General features: G+C 60.1%; 18 protein-coding genes and 1 tRNA gene. 13 read left to right on the forward strand and 6 right to left on the reverse strand.

Annotated elements, in window-relative coordinates; all coding sequences use genetic code 11:
- Positions 1-12 precede the first annotated feature (12 nt).
- From ACHFGA_RS06895 to ACHFGA_RS06910, 4 genes are read left to right on the forward strand one after another with little or no spacing between them, the layout of a single operon-like run.
- A complete protein-coding gene (locus ACHFGA_RS06895) occupies positions 13-912 on the forward strand; it encodes a pseudouridine synthase (protein ID WP_394281669.1) in 900 nt (299 codons plus the stop codon).
- Between the two features lie 11 nt (positions 913-923).
- The gene (gene cmk / locus ACHFGA_RS06900) at positions 924-1,604 is read left to right on the forward strand and encodes a (d)CMP kinase (RefSeq protein ID WP_394281701.1); all 681 of its coding nucleotides are present in this window, start codon (positions 924-926) and stop codon (positions 1,602-1,604) included.
- Positions 1,601-3,160, forward strand: coding sequence for a ribosome biogenesis GTPase Der (gene der / locus ACHFGA_RS06905; RefSeq protein ID WP_394281670.1), 1,560 nt, complete (start codon positions 1,601-1,603; stop codon positions 3,158-3,160). The genes cmk and der overlap by 4 nt, the downstream gene beginning before the upstream one ends.
- Before the next feature lie 6 nt (positions 3,161-3,166).
- Complete coding sequence (locus ACHFGA_RS06910) at positions 3,167-4,969, forward strand: alpha/beta hydrolase family esterase (RefSeq protein ID WP_394281671.1); 1,803 nt, start codon at positions 3,167-3,169, stop codon at positions 4,967-4,969.
- Between the two features lie 16 nt (positions 4,970-4,985).
- Here the strand turns inward: ACHFGA_RS06910 and ACHFGA_RS06915 are convergent, their stop codons facing one another.
- The gene (locus ACHFGA_RS06915) at positions 4,986-5,768 is read right to left on the reverse strand and encodes a class I SAM-dependent methyltransferase (RefSeq protein ID WP_394281672.1); all 783 of its coding nucleotides are present in this window, start codon (positions 5,766-5,768) and stop codon (positions 4,986-4,988) included.
- 83 nt (positions 5,769-5,851) lie between these two features.
- Here ACHFGA_RS06915 and ACHFGA_RS06920 point away from each other — a divergent pair, with 83 nt between their 5' ends.
- The 4 genes from ACHFGA_RS06920 to ACHFGA_RS06935 are packed head-to-tail and all read left to right on the forward strand — an operon-like array spanning position 5,852 to position 11,111.
- A complete protein-coding gene (locus ACHFGA_RS06920) occupies positions 5,852-7,306 on the forward strand; it encodes an ABC transporter transmembrane domain-containing protein (protein ID WP_394281673.1) in 1,455 nt (484 codons plus the stop codon).
- Entirely contained in the window at positions 7,303-9,057 is a 1,755-nt protein-coding gene (locus ACHFGA_RS06925; protein WP_394281674.1) for an ABC transporter ATP-binding protein, read from the forward strand. Before ACHFGA_RS06920 ends, ACHFGA_RS06925 begins: the two co-directional genes overlap by 4 nt.
- A gap of 5 nt (positions 9,058-9,062) precedes the next feature.
- A complete protein-coding gene (locus ACHFGA_RS06930) occupies positions 9,063-10,088 on the forward strand; it encodes an alpha/beta hydrolase family esterase (protein ID WP_394281675.1) in 1,026 nt (341 codons plus the stop codon).
- Positions 10,089-10,133: 45 nt separating this feature from the next.
- Positions 10,134-11,111: a diacylglycerol/lipid kinase family protein gene (locus ACHFGA_RS06935; protein ID WP_394281676.1), complete on the forward strand. Its 978-nt coding sequence runs from the start codon at positions 10,134-10,136 to the stop codon at positions 11,109-11,111.
- A gap of 3 nt (positions 11,112-11,114) precedes the next feature.
- On the opposite strand, the gene ACHFGA_RS06940 is transcribed toward ACHFGA_RS06935, so the two are convergent.
- From ACHFGA_RS06940 to ACHFGA_RS06960, 5 genes are all read right to left on the reverse strand, one after another.
- Entirely contained in the window at positions 11,115-11,492 is a 378-nt protein-coding gene (locus ACHFGA_RS06940; RefSeq protein WP_394281677.1) for a zinc ribbon domain-containing protein YjdM, read from the reverse strand.
- A 15-nt stretch (positions 11,493-11,507) separates the two neighbouring features.
- Positions 11,508-12,119 (reverse strand): maleylpyruvate isomerase N-terminal domain-containing protein, encoded by a 612-nt coding sequence (locus ACHFGA_RS06945; RefSeq protein WP_394281678.1) that lies wholly within the window; start codon positions 12,117-12,119, stop codon positions 11,508-11,510.
- Positions 12,120-12,221: 102 nt separating this feature from the next.
- Positions 12,222-12,295: transfer RNA gene (locus ACHFGA_RS06950), tRNA-Pro, on the reverse strand.
- A gap of 72 nt (positions 12,296-12,367) precedes the next feature.
- Positions 12,368-12,751 (reverse strand): YchJ family protein, encoded by a 384-nt coding sequence (locus tag ACHFGA_RS06955; RefSeq protein WP_394281679.1) that lies wholly within the window; start codon positions 12,749-12,751, stop codon positions 12,368-12,370.
- Positions 12,744-13,916 carry an alpha/beta fold hydrolase gene (locus tag ACHFGA_RS06960; RefSeq protein ID WP_394281680.1) on the reverse strand — a complete coding sequence of 391 codons (1,173 nt, stop codon included), beginning with the start codon at positions 13,914-13,916 and terminating at the stop codon, positions 12,744-12,746. The genes ACHFGA_RS06955 and ACHFGA_RS06960 overlap by 8 nt, the downstream gene beginning before the upstream one ends.
- Before the next feature lie 125 nt (positions 13,917-14,041).
- Between ACHFGA_RS06960 and secA2 the strand changes: the two genes are divergently transcribed.
- The 5 genes from secA2 (at position 14,042) to ACHFGA_RS06985 (ending at position 19,124) form a co-directional block, all read left to right on the forward strand.
- Entirely contained in the window at positions 14,042-16,333 is a 2,292-nt protein-coding gene (gene secA2, locus ACHFGA_RS06965; RefSeq protein WP_394281681.1) for an accessory Sec system translocase SecA2, read from the forward strand.
- Between the two features lie 145 nt (positions 16,334-16,478).
- Positions 16,479-16,904 (forward strand): oxoglutarate dehydrogenase inhibitor Odhl, encoded by a 426-nt coding sequence (gene odhI, locus ACHFGA_RS06970; RefSeq protein ID WP_394281682.1) that lies wholly within the window; start codon positions 16,479-16,481, stop codon positions 16,902-16,904.
- 146 nt (positions 16,905-17,050) lie between these two features.
- On the forward strand, positions 17,051-17,797 hold the full coding sequence (locus ACHFGA_RS06975) for a MerR family transcriptional regulator (protein WP_394281683.1): 747 nt from the start codon (positions 17,051-17,053) through the stop codon (positions 17,795-17,797).
- A 27-nt stretch (positions 17,798-17,824) separates the two neighbouring features.
- Positions 17,825-18,445 carry a bifunctional nuclease family protein gene (locus ACHFGA_RS06980; RefSeq protein ID WP_394281684.1) on the forward strand — a complete coding sequence of 207 codons (621 nt, stop codon included), beginning with the start codon at positions 17,825-17,827 and terminating at the stop codon, positions 18,443-18,445.
- 121 nt (positions 18,446-18,566) lie between these two features.
- Complete coding sequence (locus tag ACHFGA_RS06985; protein WP_394281685.1) at positions 18,567-19,124, forward strand: MerR family transcriptional regulator; 558 nt, start codon at positions 18,567-18,569, stop codon at positions 19,122-19,124.
- Positions 19,125-19,187 lie beyond the last annotated feature (63 nt).

Consider the following 19,187-nt stretch of genomic DNA (forward strand, 5'->3'; position numbering starts at 1 on the left):
TTAGGACATACTGTGACCCCTCCCGCTCGCCGAGAAGGCATACCGGACAAAGACAGGCAAGACGAAGAGTTTTTCCTGTCTAACGCGAAACCGGCGCATAAACAGCACGTCAGTCGCGCAGAGCGCGCAAAGAACGCCGACCACCCGCTGAAAGATAATTGGTGGGAAGATGAGAAGCCCCAGGGCATCCGCCTGCAAAAAGTGCTCGCTCAGGCCGGGGTGGCCTCTCGTCGACACGCGGAAGTGATGATCGACAAGGGCCGCGTCGAGGTCAATGGCGAAACCATTCGCCGCCAAGGCGTGCGCGTGAACCCGAACGTGGACATCATCCGTGTCGATGGGGTGCGCGTCAACGTCAACGAAGATCACGAATACTTCGTCTTCAACAAGCCCCGCGGCGTGCACACGACGATGATGGACGAAATGGATCGACCATGTGTGGGCGACTATGTCGCAGACAAGGTCGTCTCCGGCCAGCGACTCTTCCACGTGGGCCGCCTCGATGCGGACACTGAAGGACTGCTATTGCTCACGAACGACGGCGAGCTGGCGAACCGCCTGACGCACCCGAGCTACGAGGTGCCGAAGACCTACCTGGCAACGGTCCTTGGTGAAGCCGACAAGTCCGTGATCCGCCAGCTCAAGAAAGGCATTGAGCTTGACGACGGCCCAGCGAAGGTGGACTACGCCCAGATCGTTGACGTACACAACGGCCAATCATTGATCCGGATTGAACTGCACGAAGGCCGCAAGCACATTGTGCGCCGCTTGCTGAAGGCTGCGGGGTACCCTGTGCAGCGCCTAGTACGCACCAAGATTCATACCGTGCAGCTTGGCGAGCAGAAGCCTGGCGCCTTGCGCGCTTTGAACCGTGCAGAGCTGACCTCTTTGTACAAGGCGGTGGGAATGTGAGTCTTTCCAACATGCCCGATGGCGGCCTGATCCTGGCAGTTGACGGACCTTCGGGAACAGGTAAGTCATCCACGTGTCGCACCTTGGCGAAGCAATTGAACGCAAAGTACGTGGATACCGGTGCGATGTACCGGGTGGCCACGCTTGCGGTGCTGCGCGGTGGGGTCGACCCGGCGGATAAGGAGGCGGTAATCGTCGCTACGCGCGACCTGCCGCTGAGCGTGTCTGATGATCCAGACTCCACCGAAGTCCTGTTGGATGGTGAGGACGTCTCGGGAGAAATCCGTGGGCCGGAGGTCACACGTAATGTCTCGGCGGTCTCAGCGATCCCGCAGGTCCGCGAAAACCTGGTGGCTCTGCAGCGCAAGCTGGCGAAAGAGGCGCATCGGGCGATCATCGAAGGCCGAGACATCGGAACCGTGGTCCTTGAGACCGCGCCCGCGAAAGTTTACCTCACCGCGAGCGCGGATGTGCGCGCACAACGCCGTTATGACCAGGACATCGCCGCTGGCCGTGAAGCAGACTATGAAACAGTGCTTGCCGACGTGCAACGCCGCGACAGGCTTGACTCCTCGCGGGAAACCTCACCCCTGCGCCCCGCAGACGACGCCCAGGTGATCGATACCTCCGAGCTGACCCCAGATGAGGTGGTCGAAGCTTTGATCACCGTGATTGAAAAGAGTGCGAAGTGACCGACAAGAACACGCATGACGACGAGCACGTCGATGACACGAGCTTCGTCTACGCCTTCGGTGGTGGCGAGGAAGTCGATGCCGATCAGGCGTATACCGACGAGATCGTCGAAAACCCCGGCGGCGGCTGGGCCGACGATGGCTTCGATGAGGAAGATTTTGACTTCGAGGACATGACGGAGGAGGAATGGGCGGAGCTCGACGAGCGCCTCGGCATTCTTGATCCCGAACTGATTCATGAGAATCTGCCGACAGTGGCCATTGTCGGCCGACCAAACGTGGGTAAGTCCACGATGGTGAACAGGTTCCTGGGCCGCCGCGAAGCAGTTGTGGAAGACCACCCTGGTGTCACCCGTGACCGCGTGAGCTACCTGGCGGACTGGAATGGGCAGCGTTACTGGGTGCAAGACACCGGTGGCTGGGACCCGGATGCGAAAGGTATCCACGCGGCGATCGCGCGCCAGTCGGAAGCCGCAATGGCTACCGCAGACGTCATTGTCATGGTGGTGGATTCGCACGTAGGGATTACCGAGTCTGATTCCGCGATGGCGCACAACCTGCAGCGTTCTGAGGTCCCTGTGATTTTGGTGGCCAATAAGTTCGAGTCCGATAGCCAGTGGGCTGACGTGGCTGATTTCTATGGCCTTGGGCTGGGAGACCCGTGGCCGGTATCCGCGCTCCACGGCCGCGGCAACGCAGATGTGCTGGATGAAATAATCCGTTTGTTCCCGGAGGAGCCACGCCAAGCGGCCTCGATTACGGGTGGGCCCCGGCGCGTCGCCCTCGTCGGCAAGCCTAATGTGGGCAAGTCGAGCCTGCTGAACAAGCTGTCCAAGTCGGACCGTTCGGTGGTGGATAATGTTGCCGGAACCACGGTGGACCCCGTCGACGAGATGATCACGCTGGATGAGCGCACCTGGCAATTCATCGATACGGCAGGGCTGCGCCGCAAGGTCAAGAGCGCGCAGGGGCACGAGTACTACGCATCCCTGCGCACGCAGAACACCATTGAGGCGGCGGAGGTGTGCATCGTGCTGATTGACTCCTCGCAGGAGATCACCGAGCAGGACCAGCGCATCATCTCCATGGTGATCGATGCCGGCAAGGCATTGGTGATCGCGTTCAACAAGTGGGACCTCATGGATGAGGACCGTCGTTACTTCTTCGACCGCGAATTGGATCTGCAGATCGATCGTTTGCCGTGGGTCTCCAAGATTAATATCTCGGCCCAGTCTGGGCGCGCATTGCACAAGCTGGAACCAGCAATGATCGAGGCTGTAGAGAACTGGGACAAGCGCATCTCCACCGGCCAGCTGAATAACTGGCTGCGTGAAGCGATCGCTGCGAACCCGCCGCCGATGAACAATAACCGGCTTCCACGGGTGCTCTTTGCGACAATGGCCTCGACTCGGCCACCAACAATTGTGCTGTTCACCACGGGATTCCTCGAGGCAGGGTATCGTCGCTATCTGGAACGAAAGTTTCGTGAGCAATTTGGTTACCATGGCACCCCGGTGCGTATCGCGGTGCGTGTGAGGGAGCGTCGTAGGAAGTAGGTTGGTGTGCATTTTTCGTCGCTTGTGCGTTCTGCCTTTGCCATAGTCGCCGTTGGCGCGGTCGCGCTGGGTGTTGCGGCTTGTGAGCCCGAGGAGGAAACCGAGGGGCAGTCTCAGGATTCCCTGCCTGAGCCGGTCATTCCTGGCGTGACAGGAGGGGAGGGAGGGTCGTCGACAAGCGGCCCTGCCTCCCCGCTTGTTCACGCGGTGGGGCATAGCGTCCCTGTGGTGGGGACTGCGATCGAGGACCAGGTCCCGGGTTGGACGTGTGGGTCGGCGGAGCAAACCCATTATGGCTGCAAGAGTGACTCTGGGGAGTCTTTCTCCTTCGCTAATGTAGACGGCATTTGGGAGCTTAGCGACGGTTTCCGCGAGCAATTTGTCGAGACGGACCATAGCAAGGTCGTCCGAGATATGCACCAAGGCGAATACGTCAGTTTCCCCGGCGGGGCCTGTGCCGCAACCGGTGAAAATGAGCTGACCTGCGCCAGCTTGGAGTCTCACGCCGGGTTTGTCTTAGACGAGGACGGGCGGAAGGAGCTTTCCGAGGAGGAGGCTAGCGAATTTTTTGGTGGCAACATCTTAGAGTCCGGTACTCCAATTCTCCCAACACGCTCCTTCACGGTGTTCTTTGGCGGGGAGGAGGTGACGTGTGGTCTGAATCATCGAAACGGTGCGCCAGATGTCTATTGCCAAGGCAACGATGTTGATTGGGGGAAGGCCGAGGGATTTGACGCCGACGCGAACGGAGTGGGATTCCATACTGAAGGTGACGGCCGAAAGTTCGCTGCAGCCGCGAACATGGGCCAAGACATGGAGGGCACTACGTGGCTGAACGAAGGAACCTATAACTGGATGAACAGCGCCGATGTCACCTACGAAGATTCTGAGCTGCGCATCGACTATGACGGCTTCGAGATTACTGTCACGCAGGATAGCTACGATATTGTCAAGGCCGAGCGCGAGGGGTCGGCCGTTGATCTGCGCTCGGAATCTGTGAATGTGGACGGCACCGAGCGTTCCTACATGGTGGCCGCCCCGCAGGGTTGGCAGAACAGGCGCCTGCCGCTGATCTACGTCATCCATGGCAAAGGTTCCAACCCGCAGCGCATGTCGAACGCAACTGAGTTTCACAAGTTTGCCGATGCGATCGTCGTGTACCCAGAAGGCGTTGACGAGTCCTGGGCGCCCGCCTACTACGCAGCCGACCCTTCGGGTCGCAGCGATTTAGCGTTCATGGATCAACTGCACAATCGGCTCAGCAATGACTTCGAAGTGGATCAGCAGCGCGTGTACGTTTCCGGCTTCTCCAATGGCGGAGGGTTTGCCCGCTACTTGTCGTGCCAACGTCCGGGCCGCTTTCCCACGATCACTACCGTGGGTGCCGCAGTCTTCGAAAGTACTGTTGAAGATTGTGCCGAACGCCCGACGAATTACCTAAGCTTCCACGGTACCGACGACGACCGAGTCGCGTTTGATGGCGGGCCGCGCAAAGATAACGGCGAGGAGTACTATCTCCTCGGTGCTGAAGAAGCACTCCTGACTGCAGCTATGGATGCCGAATGCACCGCGCCCCGTGATGGTGTAGAGCTAGAAGAAAACCGCGTTGACGGATACCCCTCGCGTGTGAAGTCGATCGAGCATGCAGGTGGCTGCCGTAATGATCTGCAGCTGATCTCCATCGACGAAATGGGGCACCGCTGGCCCCGAGGCCAGGAAGAATACGCTGGTGTGGATGCCACCATCGAAAGCCTGAACTTCTTCGACATTGAGCACACCGCTACCCGAGATGAGCCCGATATCATCTAAGGCACCTAGCACCGCGCTAGCGGGTGTACACGAAGGCGTCGAGGCGGTACGGGATCGGCACCAACTGGCCCGGCTGGAGTTCGAGCCGCTCGAAGAGGTACCAGTGTAGATTGTTGCGCATCCGCTCACGTGTTTTTTCGTTGGCGCGCAGCCACGACGATCGTGTCTGGCTGAGCGCGTAGACCTGATCGGTCGTGAGATGTTGCACCCACGTGGTCCGCAACTCCTTGTTTAGCCGCCAGGGTGGTGCGACCTCAGGGTAGAAACCCTCCCGCTGGATGTCGCCAGAGCGCATGATGCGCGCCAGCCGAAGCACCCAGGGGTGCGATGTGTCCAGCGTGTTCCACAACAACACCAGCTTTCCTCCGGCGCGGATGACCCGGTCGGCTTCAGCGCTGGCCGCGGTGGTGTCTACCCAGTGCCACGTCTGCGCACACGTGATGGCATCGAGGGTGTCGTCGGCAAGCGCGGTGGCTTCGGCAGTCGCGCGCCAGACAGGGACATCCGGCAATTGGGTGGCGCACACGCGCGTCATGTCGGCGGAAGGATCGCAGGCAAGCACGGTATGACCCGGCGCGTCGGCAAGCAGGCGGGTGAGTTTGCCGGTTCCGCATCCGCTGTCTAGAACCACGGGGCAATCGTCGACAAGCGATATGGCCTCGGTGGGGTAGGAGGGGCGTACGTCGTCGTAGATGTCTGCTCCGCGTGCGAAGGCGGCCGCGGAGCTGCGCCGGTGGGCGTCGTCGCGGAAGCTGGGCGCATCTTTCTGGCTGGGGACGCGGCGTGGGGCGGGGTTCATGGGTGTCTAAGTTACCTGGGGTCTGGTTGGAAACTCCAAGTGCGTTCTATCGGTCTCGGGATACCCCCGTAATATGTATTGGCATGAGTGTTCTGCCTGCGCCTGAGGATCCCCGGTGGCTGATTAAGACTGTGACGTCGCGGTGGCAGCGCACCCTTCCCGCCGCCATACTGATGTCGACGACATTTGTGACCAACGGTTTGACTCCGGTGATTGTGGGGCAAGCGATCGACGATGCGATTGCGCGTGGAGACTTTTCGCGGCTGTGGGTGTGGATCGGCGTGTTGGCTGTGACCTTTTTGGTCAATATCGCTGCGGGCTTTTTTGGCCGCCGGCTGTTGATCGCGGCAACGCTGTTGGTGGGGCATGATCTGCGGATGGCTGTCAGTGACCGCATCATGCACCCGCGGGGAATCGGCGGTAAGCGTAGGACGGCCGGAGAGTTGTTGTCGATTGCGTCTTCGGATACCCAGCGCGTGGCGGATGCGGTGATGATGACGGTGTTTCCGGTGGCGGAGGTTGTGTCCGTGATCTATGTGGGGGTAATGGTGATGGCGATTCATCTGCCGCTGGGCGTGGCGATTTTGGTCGGTGGACCGATTGTGGTGGCGATTGCGCTGGCCGGGGCCACTCCGCTGCGCAAGGCTTCGGGGAGGCGGCAGCAGGCGTTGGCGGATACTGCCGCGACGGCGACGGATGTGGTCCAGGGACTGCGTACGCTGAAAGGATTGGGTGCGATTGCTACCGTGCGCGGCCGTTTCAGCAGGGTGTCGGACCTGGCCTATGAGCGGACGGTTAACGCCAACGCGGCTCAAGCGCGCTTGAATACGCTGACCGAATCGACGGGTTCGCTCTACATCATCGCCGTCGCGGTTGTGGCGGGGTGGCTCGGGATGAACGGCACGATCAGCATTGGTGAGCTGATCACCGTGGTGGGGCTGACCCAATTCATCATTCACCCGATGACGATGCTGGGCAAAAATATTGCCTCGCGGTGGGCTGCGGCCCAGGCTTCGGGTACGCGCTTGCGGGGCATTTTGGGTGCAGAGTTCGCTATCGCGCGTGACGACGAGCACGTGCCCGCTTTGGCGCCCGGGGTTACGGTGGTGACCGGTGATGTCCCGGACGACCTGTTGACCGCTCCGCGTGACCGTGTGATCGTCGCACCGCACTCGGCTGACCTGTTTTCGGGCACGGTAGCCAGCAATATCCACCGCGACCCAGATGTGGTGAGCACAGCTTTGTATGTTGCTGCCGCCGACGACATTCCCGGAGGCCCCGAGCGTGAAGTAGGGGAGAACGGTGGGCAACTGTCCGGCGGGCAGCGTCAACGCGTAGCACTTGCCCGAGCAATCGCGTCTGACCCTGACATTTTGGTGCTGCAGGACCCGACCACCGCCGTGGACTCCATTACTGAGCAGCGGATCACCGAACGCGTGGCACGCCACCGCGGTGAGAAACCAACGGTGGTCTACACCAACCAACCGGCTTGGAAACGCGTGGCCACCCGCGTCGAGGAGGAGGTGGCGCAGCCATGAGGTTTCCCCTAGCCACTTTTGGTGAGGTGCGCCGGACGTTGGGGCAGCACATGCAGCAGGTGCCGGGTGCTCGTCTTGACGCGACCATCGCCCTGATCCTGTTGACGATCGGCGCTTTTGCCAACGTGTCCGTGCCGCGGATCTTGGGCGGGATCGTCGATATCGTCATCGAAGGCCGCGGAGTGGGGGCACTTGCTGCAGCTGGCGGCGTGTTGGTGGTCGTAGCGCTGTTGGCGGCGGCACTGAGTGCTGCGGGCTTTTACCTTGTGGCGCGCATCGCTGAACGCGTGATCGCGGATCTGCGCGAGTCCATGGTGGGCACGGCCCTCGGCTTGCCGGTGCACCGTGTCGAGGAGGCGGGCACCGGTGACTTGGTGTCGCGTTCCACCGACGATGTGTCAGAGCTATCCAAGGCCGTCACCGAAACGATTCCCGTGATGGCGTCGAGCGCGTTCACGCTTGGAGCGACTCTGGTGGCCCTGGTCACGCTGGACTGGCAGTTCCTGCTCGTTCCAGTGGTGGCGGCACCCGTGTATATTATCGGCGCGCGGCGCTACCTGCGCGTCGCCCCGCAGCGCTACGCGGGTGAGCGCTCCGCCATGGCGGAGCGAGCCCGGCGCATCCTGGAAGCAATCCACGGCCGCGAGACGGTGCGCGCTTTTCAGATGGAGGAAGCGACGCACGATCGGATCTATAGCTCGTCGATGGACGTGGTGACCCGTGGTTTTTCCGCGCGTTCGACGATGACCACGCTGCAGGTATGGATGAGTTGTGGCGAATTCCTCATGATCGCCACGGGGCTGTTCGTTGGGTTCGTGACTGTGCAGTCGCAAGCGTTGTCGGTCGGCGCGGTGACTGCGGCGATGCTCATGTTGATTCGGCTGCGGGGCCCGATCATGGGTGTGATGCGCGTGCTCGACACCGTCCAATCCGGTTATGCCTCTTTAGCCCGCATCGTCGGAGTCACCGCGCACCCACCCGCCGCGGTGCCACCGGTTGGTGCTCCCGAGCCACGCGGGGAGGTCGTGATGGATCACGTCAGCTTTGCTTACGACGACACCGGCCTTGCCCTCGAGGACGTGAGTCTGCAGATCCAGCCAGGTCAGACTGTGGCCGTCGTCGGCGCGTCGGGTGCGGGCAAGACCACCGTTGCCGCCCTGGTATCGGGCCTGCGCGTGCCGACGATCGGCTCTGTCACCATCGACGGCGAGCATGTCCATGAGCTTTCCGACGACGAACGCGTTACACGTATTGCCCTGGTGTCACAGGAGGTCTACGTCTTTTCCGGCTCACTACGCGATGATCTCACTTTGGCGCGCCCCGACGCGACCGATGAGGAGTTGGTGGATGCTCTTAGGGCGGTGGGCGCACAGTGGTTCGAGGAGCTTGCAGATGGGCTGGATACCATCATTGGGGCCCGCGGGCACCAGCTTGAACCCTACGAGGCACAACAATTAGCGCTTGCCCGCATCCTCTTGCTGGACCCAGCTGTGGTGGTGATGGATGAGGCAACCGCGGAGGCAGGGTCCTCGAACGCGGCGAGCCTGGAGCTGGCCGCGGCTCTGGTAGCGCGTGACCGAGCAGCTCTGGTTGTCGCGCACCGATTGGACCAGGCTCGGCAAGCAGACACCGTCATCGTGATGGATAATGGTCGTATTATCGAGTTGGGTACCCACGAAGATTTGGTGACTCACGGTGGTGCGTACGCCCGCATGTGGGACGCGTGGCAAGAAGGGCGAGACGAGCAGTGAGCAACATGAATAAGACACCGTGGTTGACTCGCACAGCTGCGGTGCTGAGTGTTCTCGGTGTGCTGGGACTGGCTAGTTGTGGTTTTCCCTACGACGACGCAGAGCTGCGTGACATCAACGACGCATTCGGGGACACGCTGCAGGCGGAAGAAACTCCGACAGAGAGTGCCACAGAGGCGGCAGACGCGACCAACACCGAGACCGACACCGAGACTGATACTGAGACCGAAACACAGGCGACCAGTGAGCCGAGCAATTCCAGCCAGTCGATCACCGTTGACGGCCGGAAGCGGACCTACTCTGTAACTGTCCCGCCGGAGGCCTCGGAAGGGACCCGGCTGCCACTGATTTTCGCCTTTCATGGCAAAGACGAGACCTCAGATGTGCTGAGAGATTATTCAAACTTGGACCGCGCACGCGCGTACGTGGTTTACATGGATGGAATAGACAAGGCGTGGGCACCGGCGCCCTACGCAACGACCACTAGTGAGGAAGACCTAACGTTTGTCGATGAGGTACGCAAGAAGATGATCGCTGAGTTCAACATCGATACCGCACGAGTCTTTGCCACCGGACTGTCCAATGGCGGTGGATTTGCAGCGTACGTGGGATGTCAGCGGCCCACGGGTTTTACGGCGGTGTCTACCGTATCTGCTGCGTATTACTGGAAAGTCTCCGATAACTGTTCCGTGATCCCCATGAAATTATTGGACATTCATGGCACGAATGATTCCGTCATCTCCTACGAGGGAGGCAGCCGTCACGACACCGCGTATAGCTCGATCCCGCAGATCCTAGACGATGCAGCTCGGCGCAATCATTGCACAGACGAAGTCACCATCAGCCAGCTGGGCAGCAATGGGGTGAAGCAAAAATGGGATGACTGCGATGCTCCACTGGAGCACATCCGGATCGGCACCGGCACTCACACGTGGCCAGGCGGGGAACGCGACCCGAATGAGAATGCACCGAAAGACATTGGGACCGAACAGATTCTGCAGTTCTTCGGCGTTTCTATGCGTGGAAAATAATGCTTCAGTCTCTGCTATGGGTTCGTGCCAGGTAGTATGACGCGCATGGCACCTGAGGACGGACTACGTTTCGCAACCATTATCTATAACCCTGTCAAGACCACACGAAGTGAGCTTGAGACCCTTGCCATGAAGTACGGCGATGGTTACAGCGAAATTCATTGGGAAGAAACCACCGAAGAAGATCCCGGTTACTCCCAGGCGCAAAAAGCTGTTGCAGAGGGCGCCGATGTCGTCGTTGCGTGCGGCGGTGATGGCACTGTACGTCTCGTCGCTGCGGCGCTCGCCCACACAGATACCTCGCTGGGCATCATTCCCGCAGGAACTGGTAATTTGCTCGCGCGCAATATCACGCTCGATCCCGAGTTTGATAAGTCAATGGAGACGGCGCTCCAGGGCACGGAGCGCTCCATTGACGTGTGTTACGCGAAGGTGGATCGCCCCAATGCCGAGGAGGAGACCTTTCCCTTCGTCGTTATGGCGGGTGTCGGTATCGATGCGCAGATGATCAAAAATACCGACGATGATCTGAAGGCGAAGATCGGATTCCTGGCCTATGGCGTGGCGATTGCGAAGTCGCTCAAGGGCGGCGACCGTATCAAGCTGTTGCGTCGCGTTGATCGCGGTCGCTGGCGCACGGCACGAGCACACAGCGTGATTGTCGGCAACTGCGGCGACCTAGTGAATAACATCGTGCTATTGCCGGACGCGATTCCCGACGATGGCAAGCTGGACGTGGTCATCATGCGCCCAAAGGGGCTTTTTGGATGGTTCAATATATTCGGCCAACTGGCTTATCAGATGGGACAAAAGCTTTTCTATACTCTCCGGGGCCGCGGCGCCGAGGTCGACGGCGAGGATAGTAACTCGAAGTCTTTGCGCTACCTGCAGGGAAAACAGATCGACGTGAAATTTTCCCAACCAGAAGAGTTCGAAGTTGACGGAGACCCCGCAGGAACAGTCGATGGTTTCAGCGTGACCGTGGAACCATCGGCACTACGGGTGCGCGTGCCACGGCGCTAAAACCTAGGACTTGCGCACGATCGAAGACTTCAACGTCATGGCGCCGAAACCGTCGATTTTGCAATCGATATTGTGCTCGTCAGTCGTATCGATGAGGCGGATATTGCGCACTTTTGTTCCGGCCTTGATGGGCTGCTGAGCGCCTTTAACTTTGACGGTTTTCACCACGGTGACACTATCGCCGTCGGCAAGCTCGTTTCCCACGGAGTCCTTGATCACCACCGGCCCGTCGGTGGCATCTGTGTCTTCGGCAGCTGCGTCGGTGCTCCACTCGTGGGCACACTCGGGACACACCAAGAGAGGATCCATCTCATAGGTGTACTCGCTGCCGCACTCCGGGCAGGGCGGCAAAGTAGCTACTGTGTTTGCAGAGTCAGTCATATCTTGACCATACAGTTAGACCATGCAAAAGGCAGACGGCAGGGGGCTGCGCCCAGTGGCGGCAAGTAACAGGTCCAACTTCTCCTCAGGGGTAGCGATGTCGGCGACCAGTGACAGGCACTTCTTCAATGTTTCCATCGTCGTGTCGGGAACCTGGACTCCGATTGCGCTGGCCATATCGATCGTATGAACACTGATTTCGAAAGCTCGGGTCTCGATATATGTTTCGATATTGATGGTGCCGGAACCAGTATCTACCAGCGCAGTAATGGCAGTTTTATCGAGGCGAGCCATGACACGCTCGATGATCTCGCGCACCGCCGCCACAGGGTCGTCGCCAAGTTTCTCCCCGGCACCAGGTCCGCGCTCGTAGTCGAACTGCGGGTCGGAAGCCACGTGCCTGGCTGCCCGGTAGTACTCGCCGGCAGACTTCAGTTCGGGCAGCCCCGTCCTTCCGTTTGCCTCATTGAGGAAGTGCTCGATCAGCAGATAGGCGCGAGAGGTGTGCCCCAGCAGCGCACGGACTGACCAGTCACCGATCGCCGGCTCGTTGAGGTGCCCCTGCACGGCTGGGAGAATCTCGATGAGTCCACCGGTTGCAGCATTAAGCCAAGAACGTGAATCCATACGCCATAGGGTAGTGGGTTGACATGATCCACGGGAGACATCAGGTGTGGTCTTTCCAACAGAAAAGCGTCGTGGCCTCTGACCACGACGCAATAATCTTTGTCGGACTGACAGGATTTGAACCTGCGACCCCCACACCCCCAGTGTGGTGCGCTACCAAACTGCGCCACAGCCCGTAAACACCGCGCATGCGATGTTAACAGGTTACAAGGTTACAACACTGTCATCTGCGTTACCTAATCGGCAGCTCAATTGACATCACCGGCGGAATAGACCCACTGGCCATCGTCCAGTCGCCGGAAAGTAGAGCGCTCTCTTTGCGATCCTGCCTGCCCATCCACGGAGTAGAAGGCTTCAAACTCGACGACACCTTCTGCATCGAAGAAACCCCCGGCGCGCTTATCGACGATCATAAGCCGCTCAAACTTCACGGGTGAATCGGCTAAATCGAGAGATCTCGGCCGCGTGTCAGGGGCCCAGGTGCGCAGCAAATAGTCTTCGTCGCCCACCACGAAAGCGGAGAACCGTGAGCGCATCAACGCTTCGGCGGTGGGGGCTGCTGTGCCGCGGTGAAAAGGGGCGCAGCATTCGTCGTAAAGCATGCCTGTGCCGCATGGGCAGGTTCTATCCACGAGGCTGGCCCTCCACGTCGACGATCTTGTGCTTGTCCAAGATGGCGTTTGCCTCGGACTTCCGGGCGGCGTCGAGGAGTGCACGTCGTTCGCCCTCGGTCAGGTCCCCGATGAAGGTGAACCTGCGCTCAAACGTGGCGCCGGTGATGTGGGTGACTTCCACGCGAACGTCATCCAGCTTCATGCCCTTGGCCGCCTCGCGTACGGCCTGGGATGCCGATGTGGCGATCGACGCCATGAACAGGCCCTTCGATGTCACGCCTTGGCCCTTGCCGCCCTTGTTCTTGGGCCGGTCGGTGGTGATCGCGCGATTAGAGGTGCGCACGACATCGCCGTACCTGGTGCCCCGGGCGGTATAGGAGATGGCGTTGTCGTCGCCGGTGGGTTCTGGGGTGAACTCGGAGACGAGATATTGCTTGGCCCAGGAGCCGATCATGTCGGCGGCGCGCTGCGCAGTGCCCTGGCGGGTGACTAGGTGGTCGGCCTTATCCAGCGCCACAAGCGACTTCGGGTAGCGCGTGGCAAGGAAAATGTTCTGCGCATTGTCGATGCCCACGGTTTGATCGATGGGGGAGTGCACCAGCAACAAGGGTGCGCGCAGGCCGGGCAGGTAGGCCTCCGGGTTGGTGTCGGCGAGGTCCTCTAAGAAACCGCGAGAAATCACCAGGTCTTTGCCGCCTAGGGTGACGGTGACGGCGCCGTTTTCGTCGGCTTCGGAAATTTTATCGGCGTAGTGCAGCACGGAGTGCGCGGGATCGAAAGGTGCGCCCAGCGTCGCTACTGCCTTCAGGGAAGGGATGCGATTGGTGGAGGCGGCTTTCAACGCGGCCGCGCCACCGAGGGAATGTCCCATCAATAGCTGCGGGGCGCGGTGGTTTTCGGCCAGCCACGCGGCGGCGGCAGCGATATCATCGACGTTCTGGCTAAAGGATGTGTCGGCGAAATCGCCCTCGGACTGCTCCAGGCCTGGGAAATCGAAACGCAGCGTGGCGATCCCAAATTCCGTCAAGCGCTTTGAAATCCGCGATGCGCCCGGCGTGTGGCGTGAGCCGGCGAAGCAGTGCGCAAAGATCGCGTACGCCTCGGCGGGCCCATCGGGTCGGTCAATGGTGCCGGCCATTTTTAGGCCTGTCGACGATGGGACGATGACGTTCTCGGACTTCATAGTGGGTTTCCTCCGCGCGATAGTGATTATCTGTATCGAGTTTAGGCGAGCAGTTCTGAAGGCGCGCGGACCTGTCACGTAAAGTCGTGGGGAGAAGTTCTTATCGCGGAAAGGGTTGCGCAGGTATGGCTGCATTCGACTGGTTCTGGAAGGCCCTTGGTGCCTCGTCGGAACGCAATACGAAGAAGTCCAAGGGGATCGTCGACAAGGCGCATTCGCGTATCGACGAGCTCAGCTCGCTTTCCGACGAGGATGTGTCCCAGCGCGCCCGGGTACTTGTCGACGACGGGCAGATTACTGACAAGGCCGAGTTCTTGGCGCTGCTGACTGTCGCCTCGCAGCGCACTTTGGGCATGACGCCGTTCAACGTGCAGAACCAGGCGGTGCTACGCCTGCTGGAAGGCGACGTTATCCAGATGGCCACTGGCGAGGGCAAGACGCTGGTCGGCGCGATGGCTGCGACCGGCTTCGCTCTGACGGGTAAGCGCACACACGTGATCACGGTGAACAACTACCTGGCCGAGCGCGATGCCGAGTGGATGCGGCCCCTCGTCGAGTTTTTCAGGCTGAGCGTGGGCGCGGTGACGGAGAAGACCCCGGGCGAGGCACGTGCGGAGATTTATCGTCGCGACGTAATCTACGCCCCGGTGACCGAAATCGGTTTCGACCACCTGCGCGACAACCAGATCACGCACCGCTCCCAGCTCGTCCAGGCCCCGGCCGAGGTGGCGCTTGTCGACGAGGCCGATTCCGTGCTTGTCGACGAAGCCCTCGTGCCTCTCGTGCTGGCCGGTTCCGAGCCGGGTGTGCAGTCCACCGGCCTGATCACGGATGTTGTCAGCCACCTGCGCGAAAAAGAGCATTACACGATCGACACCGAGGGACGTAATACTTTCCTCACCGATGCGGGCGCTGACGCGGTGGAACGCGCCTTAGGCATCGACTCGCTGTACTCCGACGATCACATCGGCACCACCCTGGTCAAGGTCAACCTGGCACTCCACGCAAAGGCGTTGCTGCTGCGGGACGTGCACTATATCGTCGCCGACGGCAAGGTCGCGCTCGTCGATGCGTCCCGTGGCCGTGTTGCCGAATTGCAGCGGTGGCCGGACGGGCTTCAGGCGGCCGTGGAAGCTAAAGAAGGCCTCGATGTCACTGAGGGCGGCCGCATCCTCGACTCGATCACGCTGCAGGCGCTGATGCGCCGCTACCCAATGGTGTGCGGCATGACCGGCACGGCCGTGGAAGCCACTGATCAGCTACGGCAATTCTACGACCTGCATGTCTCTGTCATTGATCGCGACAAGGAGCTGCAGCGTTTCGACGAAGCCGACCGCATCTATCACACGATGGAGGACAAGAACCAGGCGATTGTGGAGGAGATCGTCCACATCAACTCCACGGGCCAGCCGGTGCTCGTCGGCACGCACGATGTGGCGGAGTCGGAAGCCTTGGCCGACGCGCTGCACGAACGCGGCATCGCGGTCAACGTGCTCAACGCCAAAAATGACGCGGAAGAGGCCCGCATCATCGCCGAAGCCGGCGACCTAGGCCGGGTGACCGTGTCCACGCAGATGGCTGGCCGCGGCACCGATATCCGCCTGGGCGGGGCGGACGAATCCGACCATGACGCTGTTGCTGAACTTGGCGGGTTGGCCGTGATCGGTACCGCACGGCACCGCACAGCACGCTTGGACAACCAGCTGCGCGGCCGCGCCGGACGTCAAGGCGATCCCGGGCTGAGCCTGTTCTTCGTCTCGCTGGAGGACGACATTGTCACCACGGGTGGGGCTGATGAGGAGCTCACCGTCCACCCCGAATCCGACGGTCGGTTGACCTCCAAGCGCGTGCAAGACTTCGTCGAGCACTGTCAGCGCGTCACCGAAGGCCAACTGCTGGAGATCCACGCCCAGACCTGGAAATACAACCAACTGCTTGCTGACCAGCGCGAGATTATCGACGAACGCCGCGCCACGCTTCTAGACACCGACAAGGCCTGGCAGGAATTAGCCCAGCGCGCCCCAGAGCGCGCAGCAGAGTTGGAGGCTCTGGATTCGTCGATACGCGAACAAGCAGCCCGCGACATCATGCTCTTCCACCTCGACAACGAGTGGAGCGAACACCTGGCACACATGGATGACGTGCGCGAATCGATCCACCTACGGGCGATCGCGCGCGAAACACCGATCGACGAATATCACCGCATTGCGGTCGGGGAGTTTAAGCAGCTGGCGCAGCGCGCGGTGGACGCCGCTGTGGACACCTTCCGGGAGGTGCTTATCGACGAGAATGGTGCCCACCTTGAGGACGCTGGTTGGAAGCGCCCGAGCGCAACATGGACCTATATGGTCTCCGATAATCCGCTTGCGGGAAGCGGAAATTCGGTAATCTCGGGTATTAGCAATATGTTCCGTTAGGAACAGCTGTTGTTGATTGTCGCAGGTGGCAGCCACGTGAGGTGATTGATTTACACAAGATTGTGTTGCAATCGGCACGAGCGGGCTACGTATCGCTATGATTGTAAGCAGCACTCAAAAGTTGAAAGAACCGTCAGGAGATGTAATGAGCCAAAACACCGGTACCCCCGAGCAGCAGGTTGAAACCACCTCGGTCTTCCGCGCCGATTTGCTGAAGGAGATGGAAAACGGTGCAGGCACCAGCTCTGAGAACCAGGGTGTCGATAACCTTCCTGAGGGCGCGGCGCTGCTGGTAGTCAAGCGTGGCCCGAACGCTGGTGCCCGCTTCCTGCTTGACCGTGAAACCACCACAGCAGGTCGCCACACCGAGGCAGACATCTTCCTCGATGATGTCACCGTGTCTCGTCGTCACGCGGAGTTCCGTAACAATGGCGACGAGTTCGAGGTGGTAGATGTCGGCTCGCTGAACGGCACCTACGTCAACCGTGAGCCACGCAACTCCCAGGTTCTGGCATCGGGCGATGAGATCCAGATTGGCAAGTTCCGTCTGGTCTTCATTACCCAGGACTAAGACGGCCCGCAAGGATCACGGCCGCCGCGCGCCGAATCGGCAGCGGTGGGCGTGATTGACGCGTTAATTAGTAATACTGTTAATACCGATGATGGATTGGTTCCACGAATGGATACGGATCCCCGAGATAGAGCAAGAGACCTTTAGTGAGCGCAGTTCGTAAGACCCAATCGCGTCCCACCCCTTCTCGGGCGGGGAAGAAACAGGGTAAAAAGACCATGTCGATCGGCGTGGTCATTGAGCGCCTGCGCGAGGAATTTCCGGACGTTACAGTCTCTAAAATTCGCTTTCTCGAATCGGAAGGATTGATCACCCCGCAGCGCACGGACTCCGGCTATCGTCGCTTTACCGACGATGACGTTGAGCGACTGCGCTATATCTTGGTCACACAGCGCGACAATTACCTGCCACTGAAGGTAATTCGCGAGCAGCTCGAGGCAATGGACTCTGGCCAAGTGACTGCGATCCTCTCGGCCACCGATGCGGAGCCTATCATCTCGCCCGAAAGCTTCCGCGCCCCCGCGCCGACTCGGCTGACTGATACCGATGTGGCCGAACAGGCAAACACGACTGGCGAGCAGATCCTGGAGCTGGTCAACATCGGCGTATTGAGCCCTGATGCTTCAGGCCTGTTTACCGCCGACGACGTGCGCACGGCGACCACCGCGCTGGCGCTGATGGAGTTCGGCTTTGATGCACGCCACCTGAAGTCTCTGCGTAACGCCGCGTCCCGCCAAGCAGACCTGATCGGGCAAGTTGCCGGGCCTGTCGCGAAGTCTCACAAGGACACGGCCAAAGCCCAAGCCGAGGAGATCGGCCAGCAGATGTCCGCGCTAGTTGTTTCGCTGAACGCGTCGCTGGTGAAAAACGAACTGCGCAACCGACTGGACTAAGCACCAGGACAGCTAGACTAGGGGACCATGACTATGGTCCCCTTAGATTTTTATGGTGTACACACGCTCGGCCCCGAAAATTTCATCTGCGTGCTGCTGCATAGCCGCGAGCGCGATCGTGTCCTGCCGGTGTGGATCTCGCCGGTAGAGGGAGCTCGCCTTGCTGCACGGCAGGCCCAGTGGGAGCCCGATCGCCCCGACACCTATGACCTGCTGGCTTCCATTACTACGCAGAGTACTTCTGGTGCCACCGCGGTTGAGATCACCAGTTACTATAACGGCACGTTCATCGCTGAGATTCAGATGCAGGACGGGGAACAGATTGACTCCCGGGTCTCTGACGCGGTCCTGCTCGCACAACTGTTGGACCTGCCAATTGCTGCCGATGAGCTTGTCGTTACTCAAGCCGGTGTTTGGATCTCCCGCGAGGACGCACGCCAGCATTTTGGCATCGACCTTCCTGAGCCCTTTGAGAGCGAGGAGCACTCTGACTCGTCTGCTAGTGGTGACGCAACAGCGGATCAAGAATTCGCAGAAATGATGCGCAACATGGGAGTCGACGCCAGTGATCTTGGGGGCGATGATGTTGATGGTGCTGATGGTGTGAATGATACGGATGTGACTAAAGATGACAACGATGAAACTTAAGTCTAAACTTGAAGTTGAGGGTTAGAGTTCGGCGTGTTATCGGCGCTAGGGCTTGACCAACGTCTACGCTTGACATTTAATAGCCATAAGGCGCTTTGCCAAACACCACGGGAGTAATTACGTGAATAGCAACGAAAACGACAAGGGCAACCAGCCCGTCCAGGAATCCCTCTTCGACCTCGGACCCTCCGACGAGGTGGGTTACCGCGTGCCCATCGCATGCCAGGTCGCTGGCATCACTTACCGCCAGCTTGACTACTGGGCACGCACCGATCTGGTGAAGCCGTCGATCCGTGGTGCACAAGGCTCCGGTTCCCAGCGTCTCTACTCCTTCAAAGACATCTTGGTCTTGAAGATTGTGAAGCGTCTGCTGGACACGGGTATTTCGCTGCAGAACATCCGTCTGGCCGTAGATAAGCTGCGCGACCGCGGTGTCAACGACATCGCCGAGATCACGCTCGTCTCCGATGGCACCACCGTCTACGAGTGCCGTAGCGCCGATGAGGTCATCGACCTGCTGGGCGGGGGACAGGGCGTGTTCGGCATCGCTGTTCCTGGCATCATGAAGGAACTCACCGGCACTATTTCTTCCTTCCCATCCGAGCGAGTTGTCCCAGAAGAAGACAACATCGTGTCGATGGATGAGCTCGCGGCACGGCGCCGCCGGAAGTCTTCTTAAAAGGACTCAGCTGCCGTCACTCCCGCGGCGCGTTCAAGCAACAACAAACCCCGTAACCACTTC

Source organism: Corynebacterium sp., assembly GCF_043426755.1.
Classification (GTDB): domain Bacteria; phylum Actinomycetota; class Actinomycetes; order Mycobacteriales; family Mycobacteriaceae; genus Corynebacterium.

Excerpts from the sequence above, each read along its gene's own strand:
- cmk (WP_394281701.1), top strand. The coding sequence starts at position 924 with ATGCCCGATGGCGGCCTGATCCTGGCAGTTGACGGACCTTCGGGAACA.
- ACHFGA_RS06915 (WP_394281672.1), bottom strand. The coding sequence starts at position 5,768 with ATGAACCCCGCCCCACGCCGCGTCCCCAGCCAGAAAGATGCGCCCAGC.
- ACHFGA_RS06920 (WP_394281673.1), top strand. The coding sequence starts at position 5,852 with ATGAGTGTTCTGCCTGCGCCTGAGGATCCCCGGTGGCTGATTAAGACT.
- ACHFGA_RS06925 (WP_394281674.1), top strand. The coding sequence starts at position 7,303 with ATGAGGTTTCCCCTAGCCACTTTTGGTGAGGTGCGCCGGACGTTGGGG.
- ACHFGA_RS06930 (WP_394281675.1), top strand. The coding sequence starts at position 9,063 with ATGAATAAGACACCGTGGTTGACTCGCACAGCTGCGGTGCTGAGTGTT.
- ACHFGA_RS06935 (WP_394281676.1), top strand. The coding sequence starts at position 10,134 with ATGGCACCTGAGGACGGACTACGTTTCGCAACCATTATCTATAACCCT.
- ACHFGA_RS06940 (WP_394281677.1), bottom strand. The coding sequence starts at position 11,492 with ATGACTGACTCTGCAAACACAGTAGCTACTTTGCCGCCCTGCCCGGAG.
- ACHFGA_RS06945 (WP_394281678.1), bottom strand. The coding sequence starts at position 12,119 with ATGGATTCACGTTCTTGGCTTAATGCTGCAACCGGTGGACTCATCGAG.
- ACHFGA_RS06960 (WP_394281680.1), bottom strand. The coding sequence starts at position 13,916 with ATGAAGTCCGAGAACGTCATCGTCCCATCGTCGACAGGCCTAAAAATG.
- secA2 (WP_394281681.1), top strand. The coding sequence starts at position 14,042 with ATGGCTGCATTCGACTGGTTCTGGAAGGCCCTTGGTGCCTCGTCGGAA.
- odhI (WP_394281682.1), top strand. The coding sequence starts at position 16,479 with ATGAGCCAAAACACCGGTACCCCCGAGCAGCAGGTTGAAACCACCTCG.
- ACHFGA_RS06980 (WP_394281684.1), top strand. The coding sequence starts at position 17,825 with ATGACTATGGTCCCCTTAGATTTTTATGGTGTACACACGCTCGGCCCC.